At 65.7% G+C, this 22,116-nt stretch carries 17 protein-coding genes; 5 read left to right on the top strand and 12 right to left on the bottom strand.

From position 1 onward, the window contains the following. Window position 1: 1 nt before the first annotated feature. From purU to WBR68_RS00500, 6 genes are all read right to left on the bottom strand, one after another. The gene (purU, locus tag WBR68_RS00475) at window positions 2-856 is read right to left on the bottom strand and encodes a formyltetrahydrofolate deformylase (protein WP_050448959.1); all 855 of its coding nucleotides are present in this window, start codon (window positions 854-856) and stop codon (window positions 2-4) included. A gap of 45 nt (window positions 857-901) precedes the next feature. Next, complete coding sequence (locus tag WBR68_RS00480) at window positions 902-2,011, bottom strand: NAD(P)/FAD-dependent oxidoreductase (protein ID WP_230605794.1); 1,110 nt, start codon at window positions 2,009-2,011, stop codon at window positions 902-904. Beyond that, entirely contained in the window at window positions 2,008-2,532 is a 525-nt protein-coding gene (locus WBR68_RS00485; RefSeq protein ID WP_050448957.1) for a flavin reductase family protein, read from the bottom strand. Before WBR68_RS00485 ends, WBR68_RS00480 begins: the two co-directional genes overlap by 4 nt. A 39-nt stretch (window positions 2,533-2,571) precedes the next feature. Further along, the gene (gene pdxH / locus WBR68_RS00490; RefSeq protein WP_050448956.1) at window positions 2,572-3,201 is read right to left on the bottom strand and encodes a pyridoxamine 5'-phosphate oxidase; all 630 of its coding nucleotides are present in this window, start codon (window positions 3,199-3,201) and stop codon (window positions 2,572-2,574) included. Window positions 3,202-3,319: 118 nt separating this feature from the next. Beyond that, window positions 3,320-3,976 carry a gamma-glutamylcyclotransferase gene (locus tag WBR68_RS00495; protein WP_127183595.1) on the bottom strand — a complete coding sequence of 219 codons (657 nt, stop codon included), beginning with the start codon at window positions 3,974-3,976 and terminating at the stop codon, window positions 3,320-3,322. A 10-nt stretch (window positions 3,977-3,986) separates the two neighbouring features. Then, complete coding sequence (locus tag WBR68_RS00500) at window positions 3,987-5,195, bottom strand: MFS transporter (protein ID WP_230605797.1); 1,209 nt, start codon at window positions 5,193-5,195, stop codon at window positions 3,987-3,989. A gap of 382 nt (window positions 5,196-5,577) precedes the next feature. On the opposite strand from WBR68_RS00500, the gene WBR68_RS00505 reads away from it, so the two are divergent. Genes WBR68_RS00505 through WBR68_RS00520 form a run of 4 tightly spaced genes read left to right on the top strand, consistent with a single transcriptional unit; the run spans window position 5,578 to window position 11,034 of the window. Next, window positions 5,578-6,765 (top strand): efflux RND transporter periplasmic adaptor subunit, encoded by a 1,188-nt coding sequence (locus tag WBR68_RS00505; RefSeq protein ID WP_050448955.1) that lies wholly within the window; start codon window positions 5,578-5,580, stop codon window positions 6,763-6,765. Window position 6,766: 1 nt separating this feature from the next. Further along, window positions 6,767-8,725 (top strand): MacB family efflux pump subunit, encoded by a 1,959-nt coding sequence (locus tag WBR68_RS00510; protein WP_230605799.1) that lies wholly within the window; start codon window positions 6,767-6,769, stop codon window positions 8,723-8,725. Between the two features lie 5 nt (window positions 8,726-8,730). Then, window positions 8,731-10,146: an efflux transporter outer membrane subunit gene (locus tag WBR68_RS00515; protein ID WP_050448953.1), complete on the top strand. Its 1,416-nt coding sequence runs from the start codon at window positions 8,731-8,733 to the stop codon at window positions 10,144-10,146. A 48-nt stretch (window positions 10,147-10,194) separates the two neighbouring features. Beyond that, a complete protein-coding gene (locus WBR68_RS00520; protein WP_050448952.1) occupies window positions 10,195-11,034 on the top strand; it encodes a tRNA threonylcarbamoyladenosine dehydratase in 840 nt (279 codons plus the stop codon). A gap of 67 nt (window positions 11,035-11,101) precedes the next feature. Here WBR68_RS00520 and WBR68_RS00525 read toward each other — a convergent pair whose 3' ends face one another. Genes WBR68_RS00525 through WBR68_RS00535 form a run of 3 tightly spaced genes read right to left on the bottom strand, consistent with a single transcriptional unit; the run spans window position 11,102 to window position 13,153 of the window. Beyond that, complete coding sequence (locus WBR68_RS00525) at window positions 11,102-11,413, bottom strand: non-heme iron oxygenase ferredoxin subunit (protein ID WP_230693487.1); 312 nt, start codon at window positions 11,411-11,413, stop codon at window positions 11,102-11,104. A gap of 25 nt (window positions 11,414-11,438) precedes the next feature. Next, the gene (locus WBR68_RS00530) at window positions 11,439-11,912 is read right to left on the bottom strand and encodes an aromatic-ring-hydroxylating dioxygenase subunit beta (RefSeq protein ID WP_050448951.1); all 474 of its coding nucleotides are present in this window, start codon (window positions 11,910-11,912) and stop codon (window positions 11,439-11,441) included. 2 nt (window positions 11,913-11,914) lie between these two features. Continuing rightward, window positions 11,915-13,153, bottom strand: a complete 1,239-nt coding sequence (locus WBR68_RS00535) for an aromatic ring-hydroxylating dioxygenase subunit alpha (RefSeq protein WP_050448950.1) — start codon at window positions 13,151-13,153, stop codon at window positions 11,915-11,917. A 110-nt stretch (window positions 13,154-13,263) separates the two neighbouring features. On the opposite strand from WBR68_RS00535, the gene WBR68_RS00540 reads away from it, so the two are divergent. Further along, window positions 13,264-14,196, top strand: coding sequence for a LysR family transcriptional regulator (locus WBR68_RS00540; RefSeq protein ID WP_230605802.1), 933 nt, complete (start codon window positions 13,264-13,266; stop codon window positions 14,194-14,196). Here the strand turns inward: WBR68_RS00540 and WBR68_RS00545 are convergent. The 3 genes from WBR68_RS00545 to uvrA all read right to left on the bottom strand — a co-directional run bounded on the left by WBR68_RS00545 (window position 14,177) and on the right by uvrA (window position 22,044). Further along, window positions 14,177-14,809 carry an aminotransferase class IV family protein gene (locus WBR68_RS00545; RefSeq protein WP_050448948.1) on the bottom strand — a complete coding sequence of 211 codons (633 nt, stop codon included), beginning with the start codon at window positions 14,807-14,809 and terminating at the stop codon, window positions 14,177-14,179. The two genes, WBR68_RS00540 and WBR68_RS00545, sit on opposite strands and share 20 nt — an antisense overlap. 303 nt (window positions 14,810-15,112) lie before the next feature. Next, on the bottom strand, window positions 15,113-16,249 hold the full coding sequence (locus WBR68_RS00550; protein ID WP_050448947.1) for an aminodeoxychorismate synthase component I: 1,137 nt from the start codon (window positions 16,247-16,249) through the stop codon (window positions 15,113-15,115). A gap of 5 nt (window positions 16,250-16,254) precedes the next feature. Beyond that, window positions 16,255-22,044: an excinuclease ABC subunit UvrA gene (uvrA, locus tag WBR68_RS00555; protein ID WP_127183602.1), complete on the bottom strand. Its 5,790-nt coding sequence runs from the start codon at window positions 22,042-22,044 to the stop codon at window positions 16,255-16,257. Window positions 22,045-22,116 lie beyond the last annotated feature (72 nt).

Below are 22,116 nucleotides of genomic sequence, written 5' to 3' on the forward strand. Positions count from 1 at the left end.
ATCAGCGGAACACCACGGTCTTGTTGCGGTTCAGCAGGATGCGGTGTTCCACATGGCTGCGCACCGCGCGCGACAGCACCAGCGATTCAATGTCGCTGCCCACTTGGGTCAGGTCGGCCGCCGTCATGGTGTGGTCGACCCGTTCGATGTCCTGGTCGATGATCGGGCCTTCGTCCAGGTCCGACGTCACGTAGTGGGCGGTGGCGCCAATGATCTTCACGCCGCGCGCATGCGCCTGGTGGTATGGGCGCGCGCCCTTGAAACTGGGCAAGAAGCTGTGGTGGATGTTGATGGCGCGGCCATTCAGCGCGCGGCACATGTCCGCCGACAAGATCTGCATGTAGCGGGCCAGCACCACCAGGTCGGTGTTGGACTGGTCGGCAATTTGCAGCACCTGCTTTTCCTGTTCCGCCTTGGTGTCCGGCGTTACGGGCAGGTAGTGGAACGGGATGCCGTAGGACGCGGCCAGGCTGGCGTAGTCGTTGTGGTTCGACACGATCGCAGCCACTTCCGCGTGCAAATGCCCGCTATGCACCCGGAACAGCAGGTCGTTCAGGCAGTGGCCTTGCTTGCTGACCATGATCAGCAGACGCTGCTTGCGGCGGGCGTCGTGCAGCTTCAGGTCCATGCCGTAATCCACCGACAGCGTATCCAGCCGGGCGCGCAGGTCGTCGGGGTTCACGGCCACGGGCAGGTCGAAGTGCACGCGCAGGAAGAACTGGCCGGTTTCCTCGTCGCCGAACTGCTGCGAATCCAGGATGTTGCAACCCAATTCGAACAACAGGCCGCTGACGCGGTAGACGATGCCGGTGCGGTCGGGGCAGGACAGGGTCAGGATGTAGTCGTTGTGCTGCATGGTGCGGGAATAGGCCAGGGTAAGGATAAGAGGGGATGGGTGGAATCAGGCGCTCAGGCGCGCCAGGGTTTCTTCCGCCAGGGCCAGGCTTGAGGTCAGCCCGGGAGATTCAATGCCGAACAGGTTTACCAGGCCCGGCACGCCATGCACGGCGGGGCCGGCAATGACGAAGTCGGCGGCGGGCTCGTGCGGGCCCGAGATCTTGGGCCGGATGCCGGTATAGCCGGGCGCCAGCGCGTTGTCGGGCAGGGCCGGCCAGTAGCTGCGCACGGCTTCATAGAACACGTCGGCGCGGGCCGGGTCCAGCGTGTAGTCCTCGGTGCCGATCCATTCGGTGTCGGGGCCGAACTTGGCCTGGCCGCCCAGGTCCAGCGTCAGGTGCACGCCCAGGCCGGCGTGTTGCGGCACGGGGTAGATCAGGCGCGAGAACGGGGCGCGGCCGGACAAGGTGAAATAGCTGCCCTTGCACAGGTAGTCGGTGGGGATGCTGGCGGGCGGTACGCCGTCGATGCGGCGGGCCAGCGCGGGCGCTTGCAGCCCGGCTGAATTGATCAGCACGTTGCAGGTCAAGGTCATGGCTTCGTCGCCGCCGAATTGCAGCTCGAAGCCGCCTTCGGGGCGCACGCGGCCAGATACCAGCGGCGTGTGGAAGACGCATTGGCCGCCGGCGTTTTCGGCGTCGCCCTGGAACGACAGCATCAGGGCATGGCTGTCCACGATGCCTGTGGACGGCGACACCAGCGCGGCGGTGCATTGCAGCGCGGGTTCCAGGCGCATGGCTTCTTCCCCCGAGATGAATTGCAGGTCGTCCACGCCATTGGCGCGGGCGCGCTGCGCAATGCCTTCCAACTGGGCCGCCTGGTCACGGTCGGTGGCGACGATGAGCTTGCCCAGGCGCTTGTGCGGCACGCCGCGTTCGGCGCAATAGGCGTACAGCAAATGTTTACCGCGCACGCACAGGCGCGCCTTCAGGCTGCCTGCGGGGTAGTAGATGCCGGCATGGATGACTTCGGAATTGCGCGAGCTGGTGCCCGTGCCGATGGCCTCGGTGGCTTCGGTCACCAGCACTTCTCGGCCGGACTGCGCCAGCGCCCGCGCGATGGCCAGGCCGACCACGCCCGCGCCGATCACGATGCAATCCACATCCGCGCTCATGGTGCTTTCCTTTCAGAGCGGGTGCCGGCGGGAGTCAGGTCGAAGCCGCCCGCGTGAAATACCAGCGGCGGCTCGTGGCTGTGGCCGCAGCGCTCTACTTCGCCCACCATGATGATGTGGTCGCCTTCTTCGTAGCGGCTGCGGTTGCGGCATTCGAACCAGGCGGCGCAATGGCCGTCCAGCATCGGCGTGCCGCCCGGCGCGTAGTGCACCGTCAGGCCGGCATAGCGGTCGGGCGTCTTGCCGGTGGCAAAGCGCCGCGCCAGCGCGATCTGCTCGGCGCTCAGCACGTTGACCACGTACCGTTCGCATTGCTCGAAGATTGCCAGCGACGACGACGCGCGCGACAGGCTCCAGAGGATCAGCGGCGGGTTCAGCGATACCGAGTTGAACGAGCTGACCGTCAGGCCGATGGGGGCGCCATCAAGCCCGGCGGCCGTCACGACCGTTACGCCGGTGGCGTAGCGACCCAGCGCGGTGCGGAAAAAAGCGGCGTCAAAATCAGGGGAGGAGGCGGGCATGCAATCGGTAATTGGGCGGGCGCGGCAAGGCGCCCGGCATCAGGGCGACAGGCGTTCGATCTTCCAGGCCGAGCCGTCGGCTACATAGCGCAGACGGTCGTGCAGGCGCGAGGGCCTGCCTTGCCAGAATTCAATGGCGGTGGGCTTCAGGCGGTAACCGCCCCAGTGCGGCGGACGCGGCGGCTGTTCGCCAAAGCGTTCGCGGAATTCCTTTTCACGGGCTTCCAGCGCTTCGCGGGTAATGGGCTGGCTCTGGGGCGAGGCCCAGGCGCCGATGCGCGAACCGGCGGGGCGGCTGTGATAGTAGGCATCCGATTCTTCGGGGGCCACTTTTTCCACCACGCCTTCGATGCGGACCTGGCGTTCCAGCGGCTGCCAGAAAAACAGCAGGCTGGCGCGCGGCTCGGCCAGCAGGTCTTGGCCCTTGCGGGATTCGTAGTTGGTGAAGAACGTGAAGCCGCGCTCGTCAAAGCCCTTGATGAGGACGATGCGGGCGCTGGGCTGGCCACTGGCGTCAACCGTGGCCAAGGTCATGGCGTTGGGTTCGGGCACCTTGGCGGCCAGGGCTTCGTCGAACCAGCGGGTGAATTGCTCGAACGGCGAGGCGGCGGCCTGGCTTTCCAACAGGACGTTCTTTTCGTAGCTTTGACGCAGATCGGAGACGGACATGGAGGCGTGGGATTCAGCGTGGATAACAGGGAGTTTATACCGCCCGGGTGGCCGTTCCCTTATTGACCCCGCGCAGCCTCGGGCATGTTTTCCGTCTTGGGGGCGGCCAGTGACGCGCTCAGGCGCCTTCTGGCAGGGTGTGTCCGTCTTCTTCCAGCAGCCGCGCGATGGCGTCCAGCCGGGCGTCGTGGATGCCGGCGGCGCGCAGCGCCTGGGCCGTTTGCACCACGTAATCGGTGCAGGGGCCATAGCGGCCAGCCGCGCGGCGCACAATGGCCAGCAGTTCGGCGTCGGGCAGCGCGCGGATGTAGGCGGGGTTGTCGCGGTTCATGATGAAGACCAGGGCGCGGACGGTGCCGGCGTCGGTCGTGCAATTGATCCAGCGGGGCAGGTAGGCGCCGGTGGACATTTCGCGTTCCCACAGCGCCGGGAAGTAAGCGGGTACCTGGCTGCCGGCCAGGCGGTAGACCACGCCCCGGCACGAGCCGCCACGGTCCAGGCCGAACACCAGGCCGGGGCATTCCGGCGTGCCCCGGTTCACGCGCGACCACAGGCACAGCGCCCGGTGATGACCGCGCAGGGTGGCCAGCCGGCGTTCCATGAAGTCAAAATCAGGGCGCCAGATCAGTGATCCGTACCCATATACCCAGACGTCTTCCCCGGCTTGCCAATGGCGCAGCGCGTCATCCAGCGATGCCTGCCTTTCCTCGGGCGTCCAAAGACGGAAGGGCAAGCTGGCGCCGGCAATGCCGGAGGCGGGGGAAGAAGACTGCATGGTCAAAGCTCTACGGTTTTCGTTCAGAGTCGAGCGGGGGATTGCGATTGGCCCAACCGCCCGCCATCAAGGCCAGCGAATAGGCCCAGAACAACGGGGCGACGCCAATTACCGCACCCAGCGCGCCGAAGGTCAACGGCAGGGACACCTGCGAGCCGTTGATCAGCGCCATGCGCAAGCCCACGGCTTCGGCCGCGCGCCCGGGCGGGCTGTGCTGGTGCAAGAGGGAAAGCATACTCGGTTGGCAGCACCCCAAGGCAAGCCCCAGGATGAACGACAGCACGATCAGGACGGTAACGTCGGTGAAAAGCGGGTAAAGCAGGAAGTCGATGGCGGCCGTGGCCATCGCCACCCGCACCAGCGTCCACGAGCGCACCCGGCGCATGATCAGCGGCAATACCAGGCGGATAACGAAAGTTGCCGCCGCGAAGGACGCCAGAATGACGCCGATGGTGGTGGCGGACAGCCCGATCGCCACGCCAAAGATCGGCACCACGAACAAATGCGTGTCCCACGCGCCGGACAATATGGTGTTGACCATCAGGATGCGGCGCAGGGCCGGCACGGCCAGCAATTCGGTCACGCGGCGGCGCTGCGCTTCCTTGGCGCCCGACAGTTGCGAATCCACCGCCTTCAATTGGTGACGCAAGGCGTACAACCCGATGCCGGACAGGATGGGCCCCAACGCCAGCAAGCCGAACGCGGTACGCGTGCCCAGGTTGTCGATGGCCAGCCCGGCGATCAGCGGCCCCGAAAATCCGGACGCGGCCAGCGCCAAGGACAGGAAGGAAAAGTTGCGCATCCGTTGCGCGGGTTCAGCATGGCCCAGCAGGTCTTGCGTGGCCACCTGATGCAGCATGAAACCGATGCCGATACAGCAGGACGCAATCAGCAAGGTCGTTTGAGTCTGCGAGATAAACGGCAAAGCGGTACCGATCGCCACCAATGACGTGCCAATGACGAGCGGGCGTACGATGCCCACCCGATCGACCCAGCGCCCCGCGCGCACCGAAAACAGCATGGGCAGCACCGCGAACACGGCAACCAGCATGCCTACCTTGAACGTGGACAGCCCCATTTGCAGGGCCGTCAGGGATACGGTGATGCGTCCCCCTGTCAACGCCACATGATTCATCATCGCCAGCAGGCACAGCAGCACCGCCCCGGAAAATTCCGGGGAACCAGAGGGCGAAGAGGGGGATCTGTTGGAGGTAGACACGGCGTTAACTGCATTCATTCTGTTCGTATCGTCCCCCTATGTCGAGGCGCGCTTTTTTTGCAGCGCCGCATATTGTTCTTGAGCGTGTTAACAAGATAGGCGCCATCTAGCGGCCAAGTTGCGCGCTTACGGTGCAAGATCGCGGCAGGTTGTCGGCATGTTGACGGCGGGCGCCCGGGGCGGGTTTCACGCGCGGGTCGTTGGCGTTGTATCGTTCACGCAACGGAACAATCCAAAGCGCGTTGCGCCGCGCGGTGCAACGCTAGTGTTTTTTTCCCGTTTCAACCGACGACAGCCGGTTGATTGGCCATCCCGCCCGTTTAGGATGGCGTCCTGGTTCCGCAATACGGGCGGCGTGGCTCGCCCCTTATCCACTGGTGCAATGAAAAAGTCCCGCAGTAAGTTCAAACGCTACGCAATCATCGCCGTCGTGATCCTCTTGGGGGTGTGGGGCCTGCGAGCCGCGTTCTTCTCGGCGCCGCCGCCACCCACTTTCGCGGTGGCGGAAGTGACCCGGGCCAATCTGGAAGACAGCGTGCTGGCCAGCGGCACCATCGACGCCATCGAGCGGGTCAGCGTGGGTGCCCAGGCCACCGGCCAGTTGAAGTCCTTGAAAGTGGAACTGGGCGACCGCGTCAAGAAAGGCCAACTGGTTGCCGAGATTGACGACCTGACCCAGCAGAACGACTTGCGCAACGCCGAAGCCGCCTTGCAGACCCGGCGCGCCGAGCGGGCCGCCAAGGTCGCCATGCTGAAACAGGCCGAGCTGGCGTTCAAGCGCCAGCGCCAGATGCTGGCGGCCGACGCCAGTTCGCGCGAAGCCTATGAATCCGCCGAAGCCACGCTGGGCGTGACCCGTGCCGAGATCGCGTCGCTGGACGCCCAGATCGCGCAGGCTGAAATCCAGGTGGATACGGCCAAGGTCAACCTGGGGTACACACGCATTGTGTCGCCGATCGACGGCATGGTGGTGGCGGTGGTGACCAAGGAAGGCCAGACCGTCAACTCGATCCAGAGCGCGCCCACCATCATCAAGGTGGCCCAGGTGGACACCATGACGATCAAGGCGCAGATTTCGGAAGCCGACGTCACCCGGGTCAAACCGGGGCTGCCCGTGTACTTCACCATTCTGGGCGAGCCCGACCAGCGCTATCACGCCACCCTGCGCGCCGTGGAACCCGCGCCGGACTCCGTCCAGAAAGACGACGCCACCACGTCGATGACCTCGTCCAGCAGCAGCTCCACCACCGCCGCCGTGTACTACAACGGCCTGTTCGATGTGCCCAACCCCGACGAAAAGCTGCGCATCTCGATGACCGCGCAGGTGTTCATCGTGCTGGGCGAAGCCAAGGACGCCGTGGTGGTGCCCGCCTCGGCGCTGGGCAAGCGCGGTGACGATGGCCGTTATGCCGTGCGCGTGGTCCTGGAAGACAACAAGACCGAGGTGCGCCAGGTCAAGATCGGCATGAACAACAACGTCCAGGCGCAGGTGCTGGAAGGGCTGGAGGTGGGCGACCGGGTCGTGTCGGCGGATTCCGCCCCAGCCGTTGGCGCAGCACCGGGGGCCTGACATGAGCGGTCCGCTGATCGCGCTGTCCGGGGTGCGCCGCGAGTTTCCCGCGGGCGACCAGACCATTGCCGTGCTGAAAGACGTCAACCTGACCATCGAGGCCGGCGAAATGGTCGCCATCGTGGGCGCGTCCGGTTCGGGCAAGTCCACGCTGATGAACATCCTGGGCTGCCTGGACCGCCCGACCCGGGGCGACTACCGCGTCGACGGCCGCAGCACGGGCGAGCTGGACCCGGACGAACTGGCTGAACTGCGCCGCGAGCATTTCGGCTTCATCTTCCAGCGCTATCACCTGCTGTCTGACCTTAGCGCCCAGGGCAACGTCGAAATGCCCGCCGTCTACGCCGGCAAGCGCCGCGAGGCGCGCATTGACCGCGCCGACCAACTGCTGGACCGACTGGGCCTGGGCGACCGCTCGGAACACCGCCCCGGCCAGTTGTCCGGCGGCCAGCAGCAGCGCGTGAGTATCGCGCGCGCGCTGATGAACGGCGGCGACATCATCCTGGCCGACGAGCCCACCGGCGCGCTGGACACGCACACCGGGCAGGAAGTGCTGCGCATCCTGGAAGAGCTGAACGCCGCCGGGCACACCATCATCATCGTCACGCACGACATGAACGTGGCGCGCCACGCGCAACGCATCATCGAGATCAGCGACGGCGAGATCGTGGCGGACAAGCGCAACCCCGACGCCCCACACCGGGACGCCGTGCGCGACGAGCCGCCCGAACTGCCCAGGCGGCCGGCCTGGCAGTCGTACCTGGACCGCTGCGGCGAAGCCTTGCGCATGGCGCTGCTGTCGATGAACGCGCACCGGCTGCGCACGTCGCTGACCATGCTGGGCATCATCATCGGCATTGCCGCCGTGGTGTCGGTGGTGGCGCTGGGCGAGGGCTCGCGGCGCAAGATCCTGGAAGACATCAGCGCCATCGGCACCAATACGGTGGAGGTCTTTCCCGGCAAGGATTTCGGCGACGAAAAGGCCGTGAATATCCGCACGCTGGTCGCGGCCGACGCCGATGCCCTGGCGCGCGAACCCTATGTGGACAGCGTCACGCCGGAAGTGGCCACCAGCAACACGCTGCGCTATCGCAACGTGTCGGTCAACGGATCCATACAGGGCGTGGGCGAACAGTACTTTCGCGTGCGCGCCATCAAGCTGGCGCAGGGCAAGTTCTTCGACGAAACCAGCGTCGTGCGCCGGGCGCAGGAGGTGGTGATCGACGACGGCACGCAGCGGGCGCTGTTCGGCTCGCACACGGAGCCCATCGGGCAGGTCATCTTCCTGGGCTCCATGCCGGCGCGCGTGATCGGGGTGACCGCCAAGAAGGACTCGGTGTTCGGCAACAACGAGTCCCTGAACGTCTGGATTCCCTACACCACGGCCTTGTCGCGCGTGCTGGGCCAGCAGCACCTGAAGAGCATCACGGTGCGTGTCAGCGACGCCACGCCGCCCGCCGCCGCCGAAAAGGCCATCGAGCGCGTGTTGATGCGCCGCCACGTGGTGAAGGATTTCTTCGTGTTCAACACGGACGCCATCCGCAAGACCATCGAACGCACCACCGCCACCATGACGCTGCTGGTATCGCTGATTGCCTTGATCTCGCTGATGGTGGGCGGCATCGGCGTCATGAACATCATGCTGGTGTCGGTCACCGAACGCACCCGGGAAATCGGCGTGCGGATGGCGGTGGGCGCGCGGCGCAGCGACATCATGCAGCAGTTTCTGATTGAAGCCGTGCTGGTCTGCCTGATCGGCGGGGCGCTGGGCATCATTCTGTCGCTGGCTCTAGGCGTGCTGGTGTCCAAGGCCACGGGCGGCTCGTTCCAGATGATTTATTCCACGGCATCGATGGTGGCGGCATTTACGTGTTCGACGCTGATCGGTGTGCTTTTTGGCTATTTGCCGGCGCGCAACGCAGCGCGCCTGGATCCCGTCGAGGCGCTGGCCCGGGAATGAGGACGATGAAAGCGGTTTCCCTGAAATGCAAACCTGTCGCGCGGACGTTGGCGCTGGCTCTGCCTTTGGCTTTAGCGGGATGCGGCAGCTTGCTGCGCACCGACTATGAACCGCCGCTGACCCAGACGCCCGCCGCGTGGACCTACGGTGGAGCGGCAGACGGACAGGCCGGTGCCCAAGTCCCCCTGGCTGACGGCGGCGCCTGGTGGCGCAACTTCAACGACCCGGTGCTGAACGGCCTGGTCGATGCCGTCCTGGCGCGCAATAACGACCTGGCCGCAGCCGCCATCCGCGTGCGCCGCGCGCAATACCAGGCGGGCTTGACCGAAGACAAGCTGATCCCGCAGTTGGGCGGCGACGCCAACGTGACGCGCAACCGCAACCTGTATGGCGACCGCGCCATCACGCGCGCCAACCAGGCGCAACTGACCGTCAGCTACGAGGTAGACCTGTGGGGCAAGCTTTCGCGCCAGCGCGACGCGGCGCAATGGGAAGCGCTGGCCACCGAGCAAGACCGCCAGTCCGCCGCCTTGTCGCTGGTGGCCACCACCGCCACGCTGTATTGGCAGACGGCCTTCATCAACCAGCGCATTGCCAGCAGCGAGGAAAGCATCGCCTACGCGCGCCGCACGCAAGACCTGGTGCGCGCGCAATACGCGGCGGGCGGCGCGTCGGCGCTGGAACTGGCCGAAGCCGAGCAGACCGTGGCCAGCCAGCAGGCAGCGCACACCCTGCTGGTGCAGCAGCGCGTGGAATACACCAATGCGTTGACGATTCTGTTCGACGGCCCGCCCGACCGCAGCATGGCCAACCCGCCCAGCTTGCCGCAGTATCCGCTGCCCGAGGCGCGCGCGGGCGTGCCCGCGGACCTGCTGAGCCGTCGCCCCGACCTGCGCGCCACCGAGCTGCGCCTGCGCGAGGCGCTGGCTACCGTGGATGCCACCCGCGCCAGCTTTTATCCGCCGGTGACGCTGACGGGTGCGGTGGGCAGCGCCAGCCCCACGCTGTCGAACATGCTGCAAAACCCCATCGCCACGCTGGGCGTAGGTCTGACGCTGCCGTTCCTGCAATGGAACCAGATGCAGTTGAACATCAAGATCTCGAAGGCGGATTACGAAGAGCGTGTGGTCAATTTCCGGCAGGCGCTGTATCAGGCCATGGCCGATGTGGAAAATGCGCTGTCGAATCGAACCCAGTTGGCCTTGCAGGCCGAGCAGCTTGCGCGGTCGCTGCGCGCGGCGCGCGAGGCCGAGCGCCTGTACGAGGTTCGGTATCGGGCGGGGGCGGTGTCGTTGAAAGACTGGCTGGACGCGCAGGAAAAACGGCGCACGGCCGAGATTGCCCGCGATGAGAACGGCCTGAACCGCCTGGTGAACCAGGTGACGGTGTACCAGGCGTTGGGCGGGGACGATGCGGTCTGAGGCTGGAGTTGAAGTTACAAGCTTGATGCCTGCCCTAAAATAGCCGCCATGAACTCGCCCGACCACCCAGCCCCCTCCGCCGATCTGGACCGCCGTTTCGGCGGTCTGTCCCGTTTATATGGCCCCCAGGCGCCCGCCCGCCTGCAAAGCGCGCACGTTGCCGTGGTGGGCCTGGGCGGCGTGGGGTCCTGGACGGTCGAAGCCCTGGTGCGATGCGGCGTGGGCGCGTTGACGCTGATCGACCTGGACCACATTGCCGAGTCCAACGTCAACCGTCAGATCCATGCACTGACGTCCACGCTGGGGCAGTCCAAGGTTGATGCCATGGCCGAGCGGGTGTTGGAGATCAACCCCGAATGCCGCCTGACGCGTATTGACGACTTTGTGTCGCCCGAGAACGTGGCCGAGGTCTTGCCGGGGCCGTACACCGTCATCATCGATTGCACCGATCAGGCCTCGGCCAAGATCGCCATGATTCTGCATGCGCGCGCGCTGGGCGTACCCATGCTGCTGTGCGGCGGCGCGGGCGGCAAGACCGACCCGCTGGCCTTGCGGGCGGGCGACCTGTCGGCAGCGGTGAACGACGCCTTGCTGGCCAAGCTGCGCAACAAGCTGCGCCGCGAGCACGGCTTTCCCCGCGCGTCCGACCAGAACGGCAAGGCGCTCAAGCGTGTGCCGAAGATGGGTGTGCATGCGCTGTGGTTCGACCAGCCGGCCATTCTGCCCGATGCCTGGACGCGCCCCACCGAGGGCGAAGACGACGTTGGCGCGGCAGCGCAGAGCCCCGCGCCGCAGGGTTTGTCTTGCGCGGGATACGGGTCGGTGGTGACGGTGACCGCGGCCATGGGCATGGCGGCGGCCAACGAAGCGTTGCGAATGGCAATCTGAACGCGGGCCGCGCGGCTTGCTATCGCGGTGGCCACGTGGGCTGCGGCATTGGTAGTCGCAGCGGCCGCTACATCCCCACGAACACCATCCCGTCCTCGATCCTGACCGGGTAGGTCGCCACGTTGTCGCGCAAGGGCGAACACAGCGCGCGGCCGTCGCGCACGTCGAAGCGGCCCTGGTGCAGCGGGCATTCGATTTCATGGCCGGTCAAGAAGCCATCGCAGAGGCGAGCGTTGCCGTGGGTACAGAGGTTGTCGGTGGCGTAAACCTGGCCTTCCACGCCGTACAGCGCGATTTCGCGGTCGCCCGCCTGCACGGCGATCACGTCGTCTTCGGGCACATCGGCATGGGCGATGGCCTTGATCCATTGGGTGGTCATAGTCATGGCTGTGATCCTGGCTAGGCTAGATGGGGTAGATAAGCGAATTGGGCACCAGTTCGCTGTCGAAGATGCACAGCCGCGATTCAAACTTCAGCCCGTCCGGCGTGCTGCGCACCACGTCCAGGTAGCGGCCCACGTTGAACACCGTGGTCAACTGGTTGGGCTTGGTGCGAAAGACGGCGTAATTGGCTTCGGATTCGATGCGGTCGCCTTGCACCAGCAGCACGCGCGGTGCGCCCACCACATGGCGCTGGTAGTAGGGGTCGTGGAAGATCGTTTCGGTGGCGCCGTAGATGCGGTCTTTCAGCATGGCGCGGCTTTCGAACGCCATGGTGGCCAAGGGGTAGCCGCGTTCGTGGTTCTCGCGGGGCAGCACCTTGTAGGTACAGTCTTCGAGAAAGAAGTCCGGCCACTTCTCCCATTGCTCGGCGTCCAGCGCGGCGGCGTAGTCGGTGTACAGGCAGGTCAGGCGGTAGTAGAGCGGAAAGTCCAGCATCGTCATGCCTCCATTACGCGGCGCCAATACGCGTACATGCCGCGTATCAGCGTTTCGGTCACCATGTGGTCGGTGTTCTCGGCGGTCTTGCCGCCCAGTTCCGCCACGCTGCGGTGCCACGGTTTCTGTTCAAAGCCTGATTGCGAAAATTCAATCACTTCGCCGTCGTCCGCCGATACGAAGCCGGCCGGGCCGAACAGGTTGGCCTGGCGCAGCCGCCGCCGCGTCATCTCGGGGGTGTCGTCGGCAAAGCCGAAATGTGTCCAGACGAAGTCAAACGCGTCATGGCCCACGGGCTGGATGTGGCGGGTGGACAGCGAATTAACCTGCTGCTGGATGATCACGCTGGGAAACAGCGTCATCAGCACGGCAGTGGGGCCGTTCCACCAAGGCTCCGGCACGATGTCCAGGAAGCGGTCGTCGTTCAGCGACATCTGTTCCTTGAAGCTGGACACGCCGCTGGTCACGCTGCCCTTGCCGCCCTGGCCGCGCGTGGAAATCATGGCGGCGTGGCGGAAATGGCGGTCCATCTTCAGTTCCGACCGGTTGTCCGCGCGCCACAGGCCGAAGGTGACGAACCAGGTGTGCAGCAGGCCGGGGTGATAGGGATCCTTGATGTTCTCCTGCATCAGCTTCCAGTTGCCCGGAATGCGCTGGCGGCTGTAGCCATGGATGACCAGTTCACGGCCATCGAAGACACGGTCGAAATAGTGCAGGATGTCTGGCCCCAGATAGTCTTCCAGCGGTTCGGCGTCGTGGTCGAACGAGGCGAACACCACGCCGTTTCGACAGGCCACCGCCAGCTTGGTCAGACCGTGGTCTTCGGTCTTGAAATCGGGCGGCATGCCGCCGTTGACCTTGCCGTCTTGTTTGACGCCGCGCCGGAAGGGTACGCCGATAAGGTTGCCTTCCAGGTCGTAATTCCATTGGTGATAGGGGCAGACGAATTCGCTGCGGTTGCCGGCGCGTTCACGGCAGAACTGCACGCCGCGATGAGCGCACACGTTTTCCACCACGCGCACCTGGCCGCTCTGGTCGCGCAGCAGAATCACCGAGCGCTCGCCGACAGCGGTGCGCTTGAAGTCGCCCGGGTTGGGAATTTCAGCTTCCAGGCCGACGTAGCACCAGTGCGCCCGGTAGAAGAAGCGTTCCAGCTCGCGTTGGTGCAGCGCGGCGTCGGTGTAGACGCCAAAGGGAATACGGTGGGAACCGTCGCCCTGCCAGGGCGGGTCGATGTGCATGGCTTGTCTCCTATTTTTATTGCTTCATCATCGGGCAGGCGATGAAATAAATAAATAGAATCTGATCAATAGAAGACATCACCAACATCAATATTGGTGGAGACAAACGCATGAACCTGAAAGACGTGGACCTGAACCTGCTGGTCGTCTTCAACGAGCTGCACAAGCACGGCCGGGTGTCGGCCGCCGCGCACAGCCTGGGTATCTCGCAACCTGGCGTCAGCAACGCGCTGAGCCGCTTGCGCAAGCTGCTGGGCGATGAATTGTTCCTGCGCACCTCGCGCGGGATGGTGCCCACGCCCTATGCCGAAGCGCTGGCGCAACCCATTGCGGATGCCTTGGGCGCGCTGCATGGCACGCTGAACGCACGCGCCGTGTTCGACCCGGCGCGCAGCGAACGGGCGTTTGTGATTGGTGTGAACGACGTGGGCGAAACCTATTTCCTGCCGCGCTTGATGCGGGCGCTGGACTCCGCCGCGCCGGGCGTCACGATACGCACGGTGCGGACCACGTCGATCGATGTGCGCGATGAGATGGAACGCGGCCGTATCGACCTGGCCATGGGCTTTCTACCCAGTCTGCAAAGCGGTTTCTTTCAACGCAAGCTGTTCAGCCAGCCCTATGTGTGCATCTTCCGGCGCGACCATCCGCTGGCGCGTTCGGGGGTGACGGCCAAGCAGTTTCGGGCGGCCGAGCATGTGGCGATCGTGTCCGAGGGCACGGGGCATGGCGTGGTGGATGAGGTGATTGCCCGCGCGGGCATCCGCCGCCGCTTGCGGCTGACGGTGCCGCACTTCATGGCGGTGGGGCCGGTGCTGCAGGCCACCGACATGATCGCGGTGGTGCCGCGACGCTTTGCCGATTGCGCCTGTACGCCCTTCGGGCTGGCCACGGCGCCTTGTCCGGTGAAGATTCCGGAGTCGGTCATCAATGTGTTCTGGCACGCCGGCAACCACCGCGAGCCGGCCAATCAATGGCTGCGCCAGGTGGTGGTGGACCAGTTCGCGGATCAGGACGGAGGGGTCAGGCTTCCCGCAGCGTGACGGTGAACCAGCCGCGCAGCGCGTTGGACAGGCGGATTTCCTTGGCCTCGTGCAGGTCGTCCAGCGTCAGCACGCGTTCGCGGGCGTTGGCGGTGTCCAGTAATTCACCACGTTGCACGCCGGGCAAACAGCCGCTGGACACGGGCGGCGTGCACCAGCGGCCGTCCAGCAGCAGGTAGACGTTGCTGCGGCTGCCTTCGCAGAGCTCGCCGCGTTCGTTCAGGTAGAGCAGGTCAAAGATGTTGGGATGCGCGGGCAACCATTCGATGGTCTTGGTGTACCAGGGCCGGTGCGTGGTCTTGTAGCGCAGCAGCGGTTCGGACGACCGCAGCGTTTCAGGCGCCAGCATCACTTCCTGCACGGCGGGCAGCGGGGGCAGCGGGGCGGTCTGGATATGGCGGCTGCCGTCGCGGGCCACCAGCAGGCGCAGCCGGTGCGGGCCCGGCGTGACCAGGCCCATGGCCGCGATCATGATGTCGCCTTCAATGGCGCGCCCAGCCCATGCGTAACCCAGATCCTTGCAGGCGGCTTCCAAGCGCTTCAGATGGCGCGCCAGCAAGGGCACGCGCTGTTCGGCATCGACCAGGATGGTCTCGATCAGTTCGGGTTGCATGGGACGCTCCTGGAAAATCGCGGTTGTGGACCGCGCTCTATGCTACTACCGAGTGGTGGATCGCGGGGGGCGTGGGCGTGGCGGGTCGCGGGACATGGTCGTAGGATGGGTGAAGCGCGGCAGGGCCGCCCCAAGAACACCTTCGTCAATCGCGCGTAACCCATCAATCGGCGCCGGGTATATCACCAACGCTGCATGATGGGTTACGCGCGGCAGATGTTCGCGTTCTTGCGCACACCATCGCGCGCTTCACCCATCCTACGATTGCGGATTGCGGATTGCCGACATGCGTCGCGCCAGCCATCACCCCCGCAAGATCCGCGCTTTCCAATGGCATTCCTGCCATTCCTCCGCGGGGTCGGAATCGTGCACTATCCCGCCGCCTACGCTATACACGCCGTGGCCATGGTCATCCAGCACCAGCGTGCGGATCGCGACGTTCAGTGAAAAATCGCCATTTGGCGCCAGCCAGCCTACGCTGCCGCAATACAGACCGCGCGGGGCGGTTTCCATTTGGCGGATCCTCCGCATCGCAGCCACCTTCGGGGCGCCGGTAATCGACCCGCAAGGAAACAGCGCATGCAGCACCTCTTGCAGCCCGGCCCCGGGCGCCTCGGCGGACACCGTGGACGTCATGGTCCACACGGTGGGGTAGCGTTCCAAGGAAAACAACGCATCCACCTTGACCGAGCCCGGCTGCGCCAGGCGGCCCAGGTCATTGCGCAGCAAGTCCACGATCATCAGGTTTTCGGCGCGGTTCTTCTCGCTGGCCAGCAAGGCCTGACCCAGGCGCGCGTCTTCGATCGGGTCGGGATGGCGCGGCGCCGTGCCCTTCATGGGGCGGGTCGTCAGCCGCGATCCCTCGCGCCGCACAAACAGTTCGGGCGAAAACGACAGCACCGTGCGCGCGCCGTCTTGAATGAACGCGCCATGCGCCACCGGATTGCGCGCGGCAATGCGCCGGTACAAGGTGGCCGGGTCGCCCTGGTATTGCAGGTCCAGCGGCTGGGTGTAGTTGACTTGATACAGCTCGCCGTCTTCGATCAGCCCGCGTATGGCGTCGACCTGACGCACGTAGTCGGCCTCGGTCATGCGCGGCGTGGGCAGGCTGATGGCGGCGGGGGCGCTGGCCGCATCGGGCGCGTCCCAGGGCGCTTCGTCCACCTTGCGTTCGAACACCAGCGCCGTCAGCCGGGGCCGGCCATCATCTTGCGGGGGCGTCCAGGGGCCGGCGGGCGCGGCCAGCGTGGCTTCGGGCAGCAGCCATTCACCCAGTTCATAGTCCAGCAACAGGGCCACCCAACGCCCCTGTTGCCGCGCGGCCTCGATGGCCGCCAGCGCCGGAGCGACGTCGGCAGCGGTGCGCGCTTCGATCCGGGAACAAAAGCCCTCGAACCGAAACGCGCGACCGGCCAGCCGGTCTTCAAAACGACAATCCATGCTTGCTACCGCGCTTGATGTGCCAGGAATTCCGTCAGGACACGGCCGGTGTGGGAATGATCGGCCAGGGTCATCACATGTTCCGGCGAGCCTTCGGCCACCAGTTGGCCGCCGCCCGTGCCGCCTTCGGGGCCCAGGTCCAGCAGCCAGTCGGCTTCGGCGATGACGTCCAGATTGTGTTCGATCACCACCACCGTATTGCCGGCTTCCACCAGGCGATGCAGCACGTGGATCAGCTTTTCAACGTCGGCCATCGACAAGCCCACCGTCGGTTCGTCCAGCACGTAGAGCGTGTGCGGAATGCGCGAGGCGCGGCCGGTCTTGATCAGCCCGTCGGTCAGACGCGCCTTGGACAGCTCGGTCACCAGCTTGATGCGCTGCGCCTCGCCGCCCGACAGCGTGGGCGACGGCTGGCCCAGCGTCAGGTAACCCAGGCCCACGTCTTGCATCAGTTGCAGCGGGCGGTGGATCTTCGGATGCGCCGCGAAGTAGCCGATGGCGTCGTCCACTTCCATGGACAGCAGCTCGCCGGCGTTCTTGCCGCGCATCTGCACGCTGAGCGTGTCGCTGTTGAAGCGCGCGCCGTTGCAGGCGTCGCACGGCACTTTGACGTCGGGCAGAAAGTTCATTTCGATGGTGCGCATGCCCTGGCCTTCGCAGATGGGGCAGCGGCCGTCGCCGGTGTTGAACGAGAAGCGCGCCGCCGTCCAGCCGCGCATGCGGGCTTCGCGGGTGTCGGCGAACTGCTTGCGCACGTCGTCCCAGAAGCCCACATACGTGGCCGGGCACGAGCGCGGCGTCTTGCCGATGGGGGTCTGGTCCACTTCCAGCACGCGGTCGATGGCTTCCCAACCCTTGATGCTTTCGCAGCCGGCCCAACCCGGCGCCTTGCCTTGCGACACGGCTTGCATCAGGTTGTCCAGCAGCACTTCGCGCGCCAGCGTGGACTTGCCGGAACCGGACACGCCGGTCACGACGCTCAATCGGCCCACGGGGATCTTGGCGTCCACGCTGCGCAGGTTGTGCAGGCGCGCGCCACGGATTTCGATCATGGGCGTGTCGGCCTCGACCGGACGGCGGCCTTGCAGCGGATGCGCCAGCGGCGTCTTCAGGTAGCGGCCGGTGATGGATTCCGGCGCGTTCATCACGTCTTCCACCGTGCCTTGTGCCACGACTCGGCCGCCACGGATGCCCGCGCCGGGGCCGATGTCGATCACGTGCGAGGCGCGGCGGATGGTGTCGTCGTCATGTTCCACCACCACCAGCGTGTTGCCGTTGCCTTCCAGGCGCGCCAGCGCGTCCAGCAGGATGCGGTTGTCGCGCGGGTGCAGGCCGATGGTGGGTTCGTCCAGCACGTAGCAAACGCCTTGCAGGTTGGACCCCAGTTGCGCGGCCAGACGGATGCGCTGCGCTTCGCCACCAGACAGCGTGGGCGCGGCGCGGTCCAGCGCCAGGTAGTTCAGGCCCACTTCCTGCATGAAGTTCAAGCGACCGCGGATTTCGGTCAGGATGTCGCGGGCGATCTCGCCTTCGCGGCCGCGCGCCACCAGCCCGGTGAAGAAGGTGTGTGCGTCCGACACCGGCAGCGACGCCAGTTCGGCAATGGACTTGTCGCGCCAACGCACGGCGCGCGCCACGCGGTTCAGGCGCTGCCCGTCGCATTGCGTGCAGGCCTTGGCTTCGCCTTCATACCAGGCGTTCCAGGCGGTTTCCTCGCCGGTCTGCTCTTCGTCAAAGCCCTGCAATTGCAGGCCCGTGCCGTAGCAGCCCGTGCACCAGCCGTGCTTGGAGTTGTACGAGAACAGGCGCGGGTCGGGTTCGGGAAAGCTGGTGCCGCAAGACGGGCAGGCGCGCTTGACCGAAAAATGCTGCTGCTGCAAATCGCTGTTCAGCGCTTCGTGCAGCTTGTTTACCGGCCATACCACCGACATCACGCCCTGGCCGTTTTCAAGCGCGCTCTTGACGGCGGCGCGCAGGTCGGCTTCGTTGGCCGGGTCCACCACCACGTCCGCCACGGGCAGTTCAATGGTGTGTTCCTTGTAGCGGTCCAGGCGCGGCCACGGGGCCACGGGGATGAACTCGCCGTCCACGCGCAAATGCGTATGGCCCTTGGAACCGGCCCACTTGGCCAGGTCCGTGTAATAGCCCTTGCGCGCGGTCACCAAGGGCGACAGCAGCCCGATGTGCACGCCCTTGTGGTCGCGCAGCAGGCGGGCCACGATCTGGTCCGTGTTCTGCGGTTCAACGGCCACGTTGCAATCCGGGCAGTACTGCGTGCCCAGCTTCACATACAGCAAGCGCAGGAAATGGTGGATTTCTGTCATCGTGGCCACGGTGGACTTGCGGCCCCCACGGCTGGTGCGCTGTTCGATGGCCACGGTGGGCGGAATGCCGAAGATGGCATCCACGTCCGGCTTGCCGGCCGGCTGCACGATGGCGCGCGCGTAGGCGTTCAGCGATTCCAGATAGCGGCGCTGGCCTTCGTTGAACAGGATGTCGAACGCCAGCGTCGACTTGCCGGAGCCGGACACGCCGGTGATCACGGTGAATTTGTCGTGCGGGATTTCAACGCTGATGTTCTTCAGGTTGTGCTCGCGCGCGTTGCGGATCTCGATGGCCATATTGCCTTGGCGACGCGCGCGCATCACGGACTGCAGCGGCGTGCCGTCGCCCGCGCCGGAGGCCACGGCGGCGTCGTTGTACACGGCGGTCGGCTCGGCAATGCGCGCGGTCAAACCGGCTTGCTCGACTTCTTGCGCGTCGATGTCGCTGGTGACCACCACGTCGGCCGGCAGAATGCTGACTTCGTAATCGCGCAGGGCTGCGCCCGTGTGCGACTTGGGGTTGTCCATCAGGTCTTGCGGCGTGCCCACGCCGATCAGCAGGCCGCCGGCGTCGCCGCCTTCAGGGCCCAGGTCGATCAGCCAATCGGCCGCGCGGATCACGTCCAGGTTGTGTTCGATGACCAGCAGCGTGTGGCCGGCGGCCAGCAGCTTGCGGAAGGCGCGCATCAGCCGCGCCACGTCGTCAAAGTGCAGGCCGGTGGTGGGTTCGTCGAACAGGAACAGGCTGCCCTTCTTGGCCACCTTGGCCGTGGAAATACCGCTGCGGGCGGCTTCGGCCAGGTGGCCGGCCAGCTTCAGGCGTTGGGCCTCGCCACCGGACAGCGTGGGCACGGGTTGCCCCAGCCGCACGTATTCCAGGCCCACGTCGGCTAGCGGCGCCAGGCCGGTCTGCACGTCGCGCAGGCCCTTGAAGAAGTCCAGCGCTTCGCTGACCGTCATGGCCAGCACTTCGTCTATCGATGCGCTTTTGCCCAGATGTTCGACACGCACTTCCAGCACTTCGGGGCGGAAACGCTTGCCGTCGCAATCCGGGCAACGCAGGTACACGTCGGACAGGAACTGCATTTCGACGTGTTCAAAGCCGGTGCCGCCGCACGTGGGGCAGCGGCCGTCACCGCCGTTGAAGCTGAATGTGCCGGCTGTGTAGGCGCGTTCGCGCGCCAGCGGGGCCTGGGCGAACAGCTTGCGGATGGCGTCAAAGGCGCCCACGTAGCTGGCGGGGTTCGAGCGCGCGGTCTTGCCGATGGGAGTCTGGTCCACCATGACCACGTCGGCGATCTGTTCGGCGCCCAAGAGGCGGTCGAACGCGCCGGGCGCTTCTGACGGCTTGCCCTTTTGCTTCAACAGCGCGGGGTACAGCACGTCTTGCACCAGCGTGGACTTGCCCGAGCCGGACACGCCCGTCACGCAGACCAGTCGGCCCAGCGGCAGTTCAACGGACACGTTCTTCAGGTTGTGCGCGTTGACGCCTTCCAGCAGCAGGCGCGGCGTGTTCGCCGCCACCGGCATGGGGCGCGGCGCTTCCACGCGCTGGCGCGCGCCCAGGTAGTTGCCCGTGAGCGTATCGGCAGCGCGCAGTTGTTTCGGCGTGCCGTCAAAAACGATGTAGCCGCCGCGTTCACCGGGGCCGGGGCCGATATCGATGATGCGGTCGGCGGCCACCATGACCTGCGGGTCGTGCTCTACCACCACCAGCGTGTTGCCGGCGTTGCGCAAGCGGTGCATGACTTCAACCACGCGGTGCATGTCGCGCGGGTGCAGGCCGATGGACGGCTCGTCCAGCACGAACAGCGTGTTCACCAGCGAGGTGCCCAGCGCGGTGGTCAGGTTGATGCGCTGCACTTCGCCGCCCGACAGCGTGCGGCTCTGGCGGTCCAGCGTCAGGTAGCCCAGACCCACGTCGCACAGGAACTTCAGGCGCGCGCGGACCTCGGTCATGAGCAGGTCGGTGGCGGCGTCCAGCGCGCCCGAGAACGACAGCCCGTCAAAGAAACGCCGCACCCGTTCGATGGGCAGCAGCATCACGTCATGGATAGACAGGCCGCCGATGTTATTGAGTTGGTCGCGCGACCAGTTGGCGCCCACCGGCATGAAGCGCTGATAGCGGCCGTCTTCAGGCGGCAGCACGGTGTCGGCTTCTTCCTTGGTGCCCAGGCGCCACAGCAGCGCGTCGGGTTTCAGGCGCGCGCCGTTGCAGGTGGGGCAGGGCGTATAGCTGCGGTACTTGGACAGCAGCACGCGCACATGCATCTTGTAGGACTTGGTTTCCAGCCAGTCAAAAAAGCGCTGCACGCCGTACCACTGATGCTTCCAGGCGTCGTTGCCGCCCTTCCAGTCGGGCGTGCCATAAAGCACCCAGCGCTTGTGTTCTTCACTCAGGCTTTTCCAGGGCACGCCCAGCGGCACACCCGCGCGCGGCGCGTACTTTTGCAGTTCGTCCTGGCATTCCTTGTAGGACGGCGTGGTCCACGGCTTGATGGCGCCTTCCATCAAGGTCTTGTTTTCGTCGGGGATGACCAGGCCGAAGTCGATGCCGATCACGCGGCCAAAGCCCCGGCACGCTTCGCAGGCGCCCAGCGGCGAATTGAACGAGAAGCTGCTGGGCAGCGGGTCGGTGTATTCGATGTTGCAATCGGCGCAGTGCAGGCGGTCGCTGTATTTCCAGATATGCGCGTTGTCGCCGTCGGCGTTCACGACGTAGACGGCCAGGTGCCCGGCTCCCATGCGCAGCGCGGTGTCCAGCGCTTCCATGACGCGCTCGCGTTCGGTGCCGGCAAAACGGAAGCGGTCCTGGATGACGTGCAGGATGCGGCGTTCTTCGCCGGCGTCCTTGGCGGCCTTGGCTTTCTTGGCGCCTTTGGCGGGCTTGGCGACGGTGGCGCGCGGCACGGCGGTTTCCTCGGCGTGCACGCGGGTGTAACCCTGCTGCTCAAGAAAGCCGCGCACTTCGTCTTCGGTGAAGTTGGCGGGCACGGCGATGGGAAAGGTCACCACCAGGCGCGGGTCGCCGGCCACGGCGGCGCGTTCGGCCAGCGAGTGGTAGATGGAGTCGGGCGTATCGCGCCTGACCACCTTGCCGCAACCCCGGCAGTACAGCCGGGCGCCGCGCGCGAACAGCAATTTCAGGTGGTCGTTCAGCTCGGTCATTGTGCCGACCGTGCTGCGCGAGCTGCGCACCGGGTTGGTCTGATCAATGGCGATGGCGGGCAGGATGCCTTCGATGCGGTCAACCTGCGGCTTGTCCATGCGGTCCAGGAACTGGCGCGCATAGGGCGAGAAGGTTTCCACGTAGCGCCGCTGCCCCTCGGCGTAGAGGGTGTCGAAAGCCAGGGAGCTTTTGCCGGATCCCGACACGCCGGTCACAACGACCAGTTCGCCGGTGGCAAGGGTAAGGTCCAGGTTCTTGAGGTTGTTCTGGCGTGCGCCAACGATGCGGATTTGGGAGCTCATGGACGGTATCGTAGCCTGAGGTAGGCGCCTGCCCGAGCGATAACCCTTCGCTGGTTCCAAGCGCGGCGATAT

Origin of the sequence: Achromobacter sp. JD-1 (assembly GCF_038594925.1) — a bacterium.
Lineage (GTDB): Bacteria > Pseudomonadota > Gammaproteobacteria > Burkholderiales > Burkholderiaceae_B > Achromobacter > Achromobacter spanius_C.

Coding starts and splice junctions, on each gene's coding strand:
- purU (WP_050448959.1), bottom strand. CDS start 856: ATGCAGCACAACGACTACATCCTGACCCTGTCCTGCCCCGACCGCACC.
- WBR68_RS00480 (WP_230605794.1), bottom strand. CDS start 2,011: ATGAGCGCGGATGTGGATTGCATCGTGATCGGCGCGGGCGTGGTCGGC.
- WBR68_RS00485 (WP_050448957.1), bottom strand. CDS start 2,532: ATGCCCGCCTCCTCCCCTGATTTTGACGCCGCTTTTTTCCGCACCGCG.
- pdxH (WP_050448956.1), bottom strand. CDS start 3,201: ATGTCCGTCTCCGATCTGCGTCAAAGCTACGAAAAGAACGTCCTGTTG.
- WBR68_RS00495 (WP_127183595.1), bottom strand. CDS start 3,976: ATGCAGTCTTCTTCCCCCGCCTCCGGCATTGCCGGCGCCAGCTTGCCC.
- WBR68_RS00505 (WP_050448955.1), top strand. CDS start 5,578: ATGAAAAAGTCCCGCAGTAAGTTCAAACGCTACGCAATCATCGCCGTC.
- WBR68_RS00510 (WP_230605799.1), top strand. CDS start 6,767: ATGAGCGGTCCGCTGATCGCGCTGTCCGGGGTGCGCCGCGAGTTTCCC.
- WBR68_RS00515 (WP_050448953.1), top strand. CDS start 8,731: ATGAAAGCGGTTTCCCTGAAATGCAAACCTGTCGCGCGGACGTTGGCG.
- WBR68_RS00520 (WP_050448952.1), top strand. CDS start 10,195: ATGAACTCGCCCGACCACCCAGCCCCCTCCGCCGATCTGGACCGCCGT.
- WBR68_RS00525 (WP_230693487.1), bottom strand. CDS start 11,413: ATGACCACCCAATGGATCAAGGCCATCGCCCATGCCGATGTGCCCGAA.
- WBR68_RS00530 (WP_050448951.1), bottom strand. CDS start 11,912: ATGCTGGACTTTCCGCTCTACTACCGCCTGACCTGCCTGTACACCGAC.
- WBR68_RS00535 (WP_050448950.1), bottom strand. CDS start 13,153: ATGCACATCGACCCGCCCTGGCAGGGCGACGGTTCCCACCGTATTCCC.
- WBR68_RS00540 (WP_230605802.1), top strand. CDS start 13,264: ATGAACCTGAAAGACGTGGACCTGAACCTGCTGGTCGTCTTCAACGAG.
- WBR68_RS00545 (WP_050448948.1), bottom strand. CDS start 14,809: ATGCAACCCGAACTGATCGAGACCATCCTGGTCGATGCCGAACAGCGC.
- WBR68_RS00550 (WP_050448947.1), bottom strand. CDS start 16,249: ATGGATTGTCGTTTTGAAGACCGGCTGGCCGGTCGCGCGTTTCGGTTC.
- uvrA (WP_127183602.1), bottom strand. CDS start 22,044: ATGAGCTCCCAAATCCGCATCGTTGGCGCACGCCAGAACAACCTCAAG.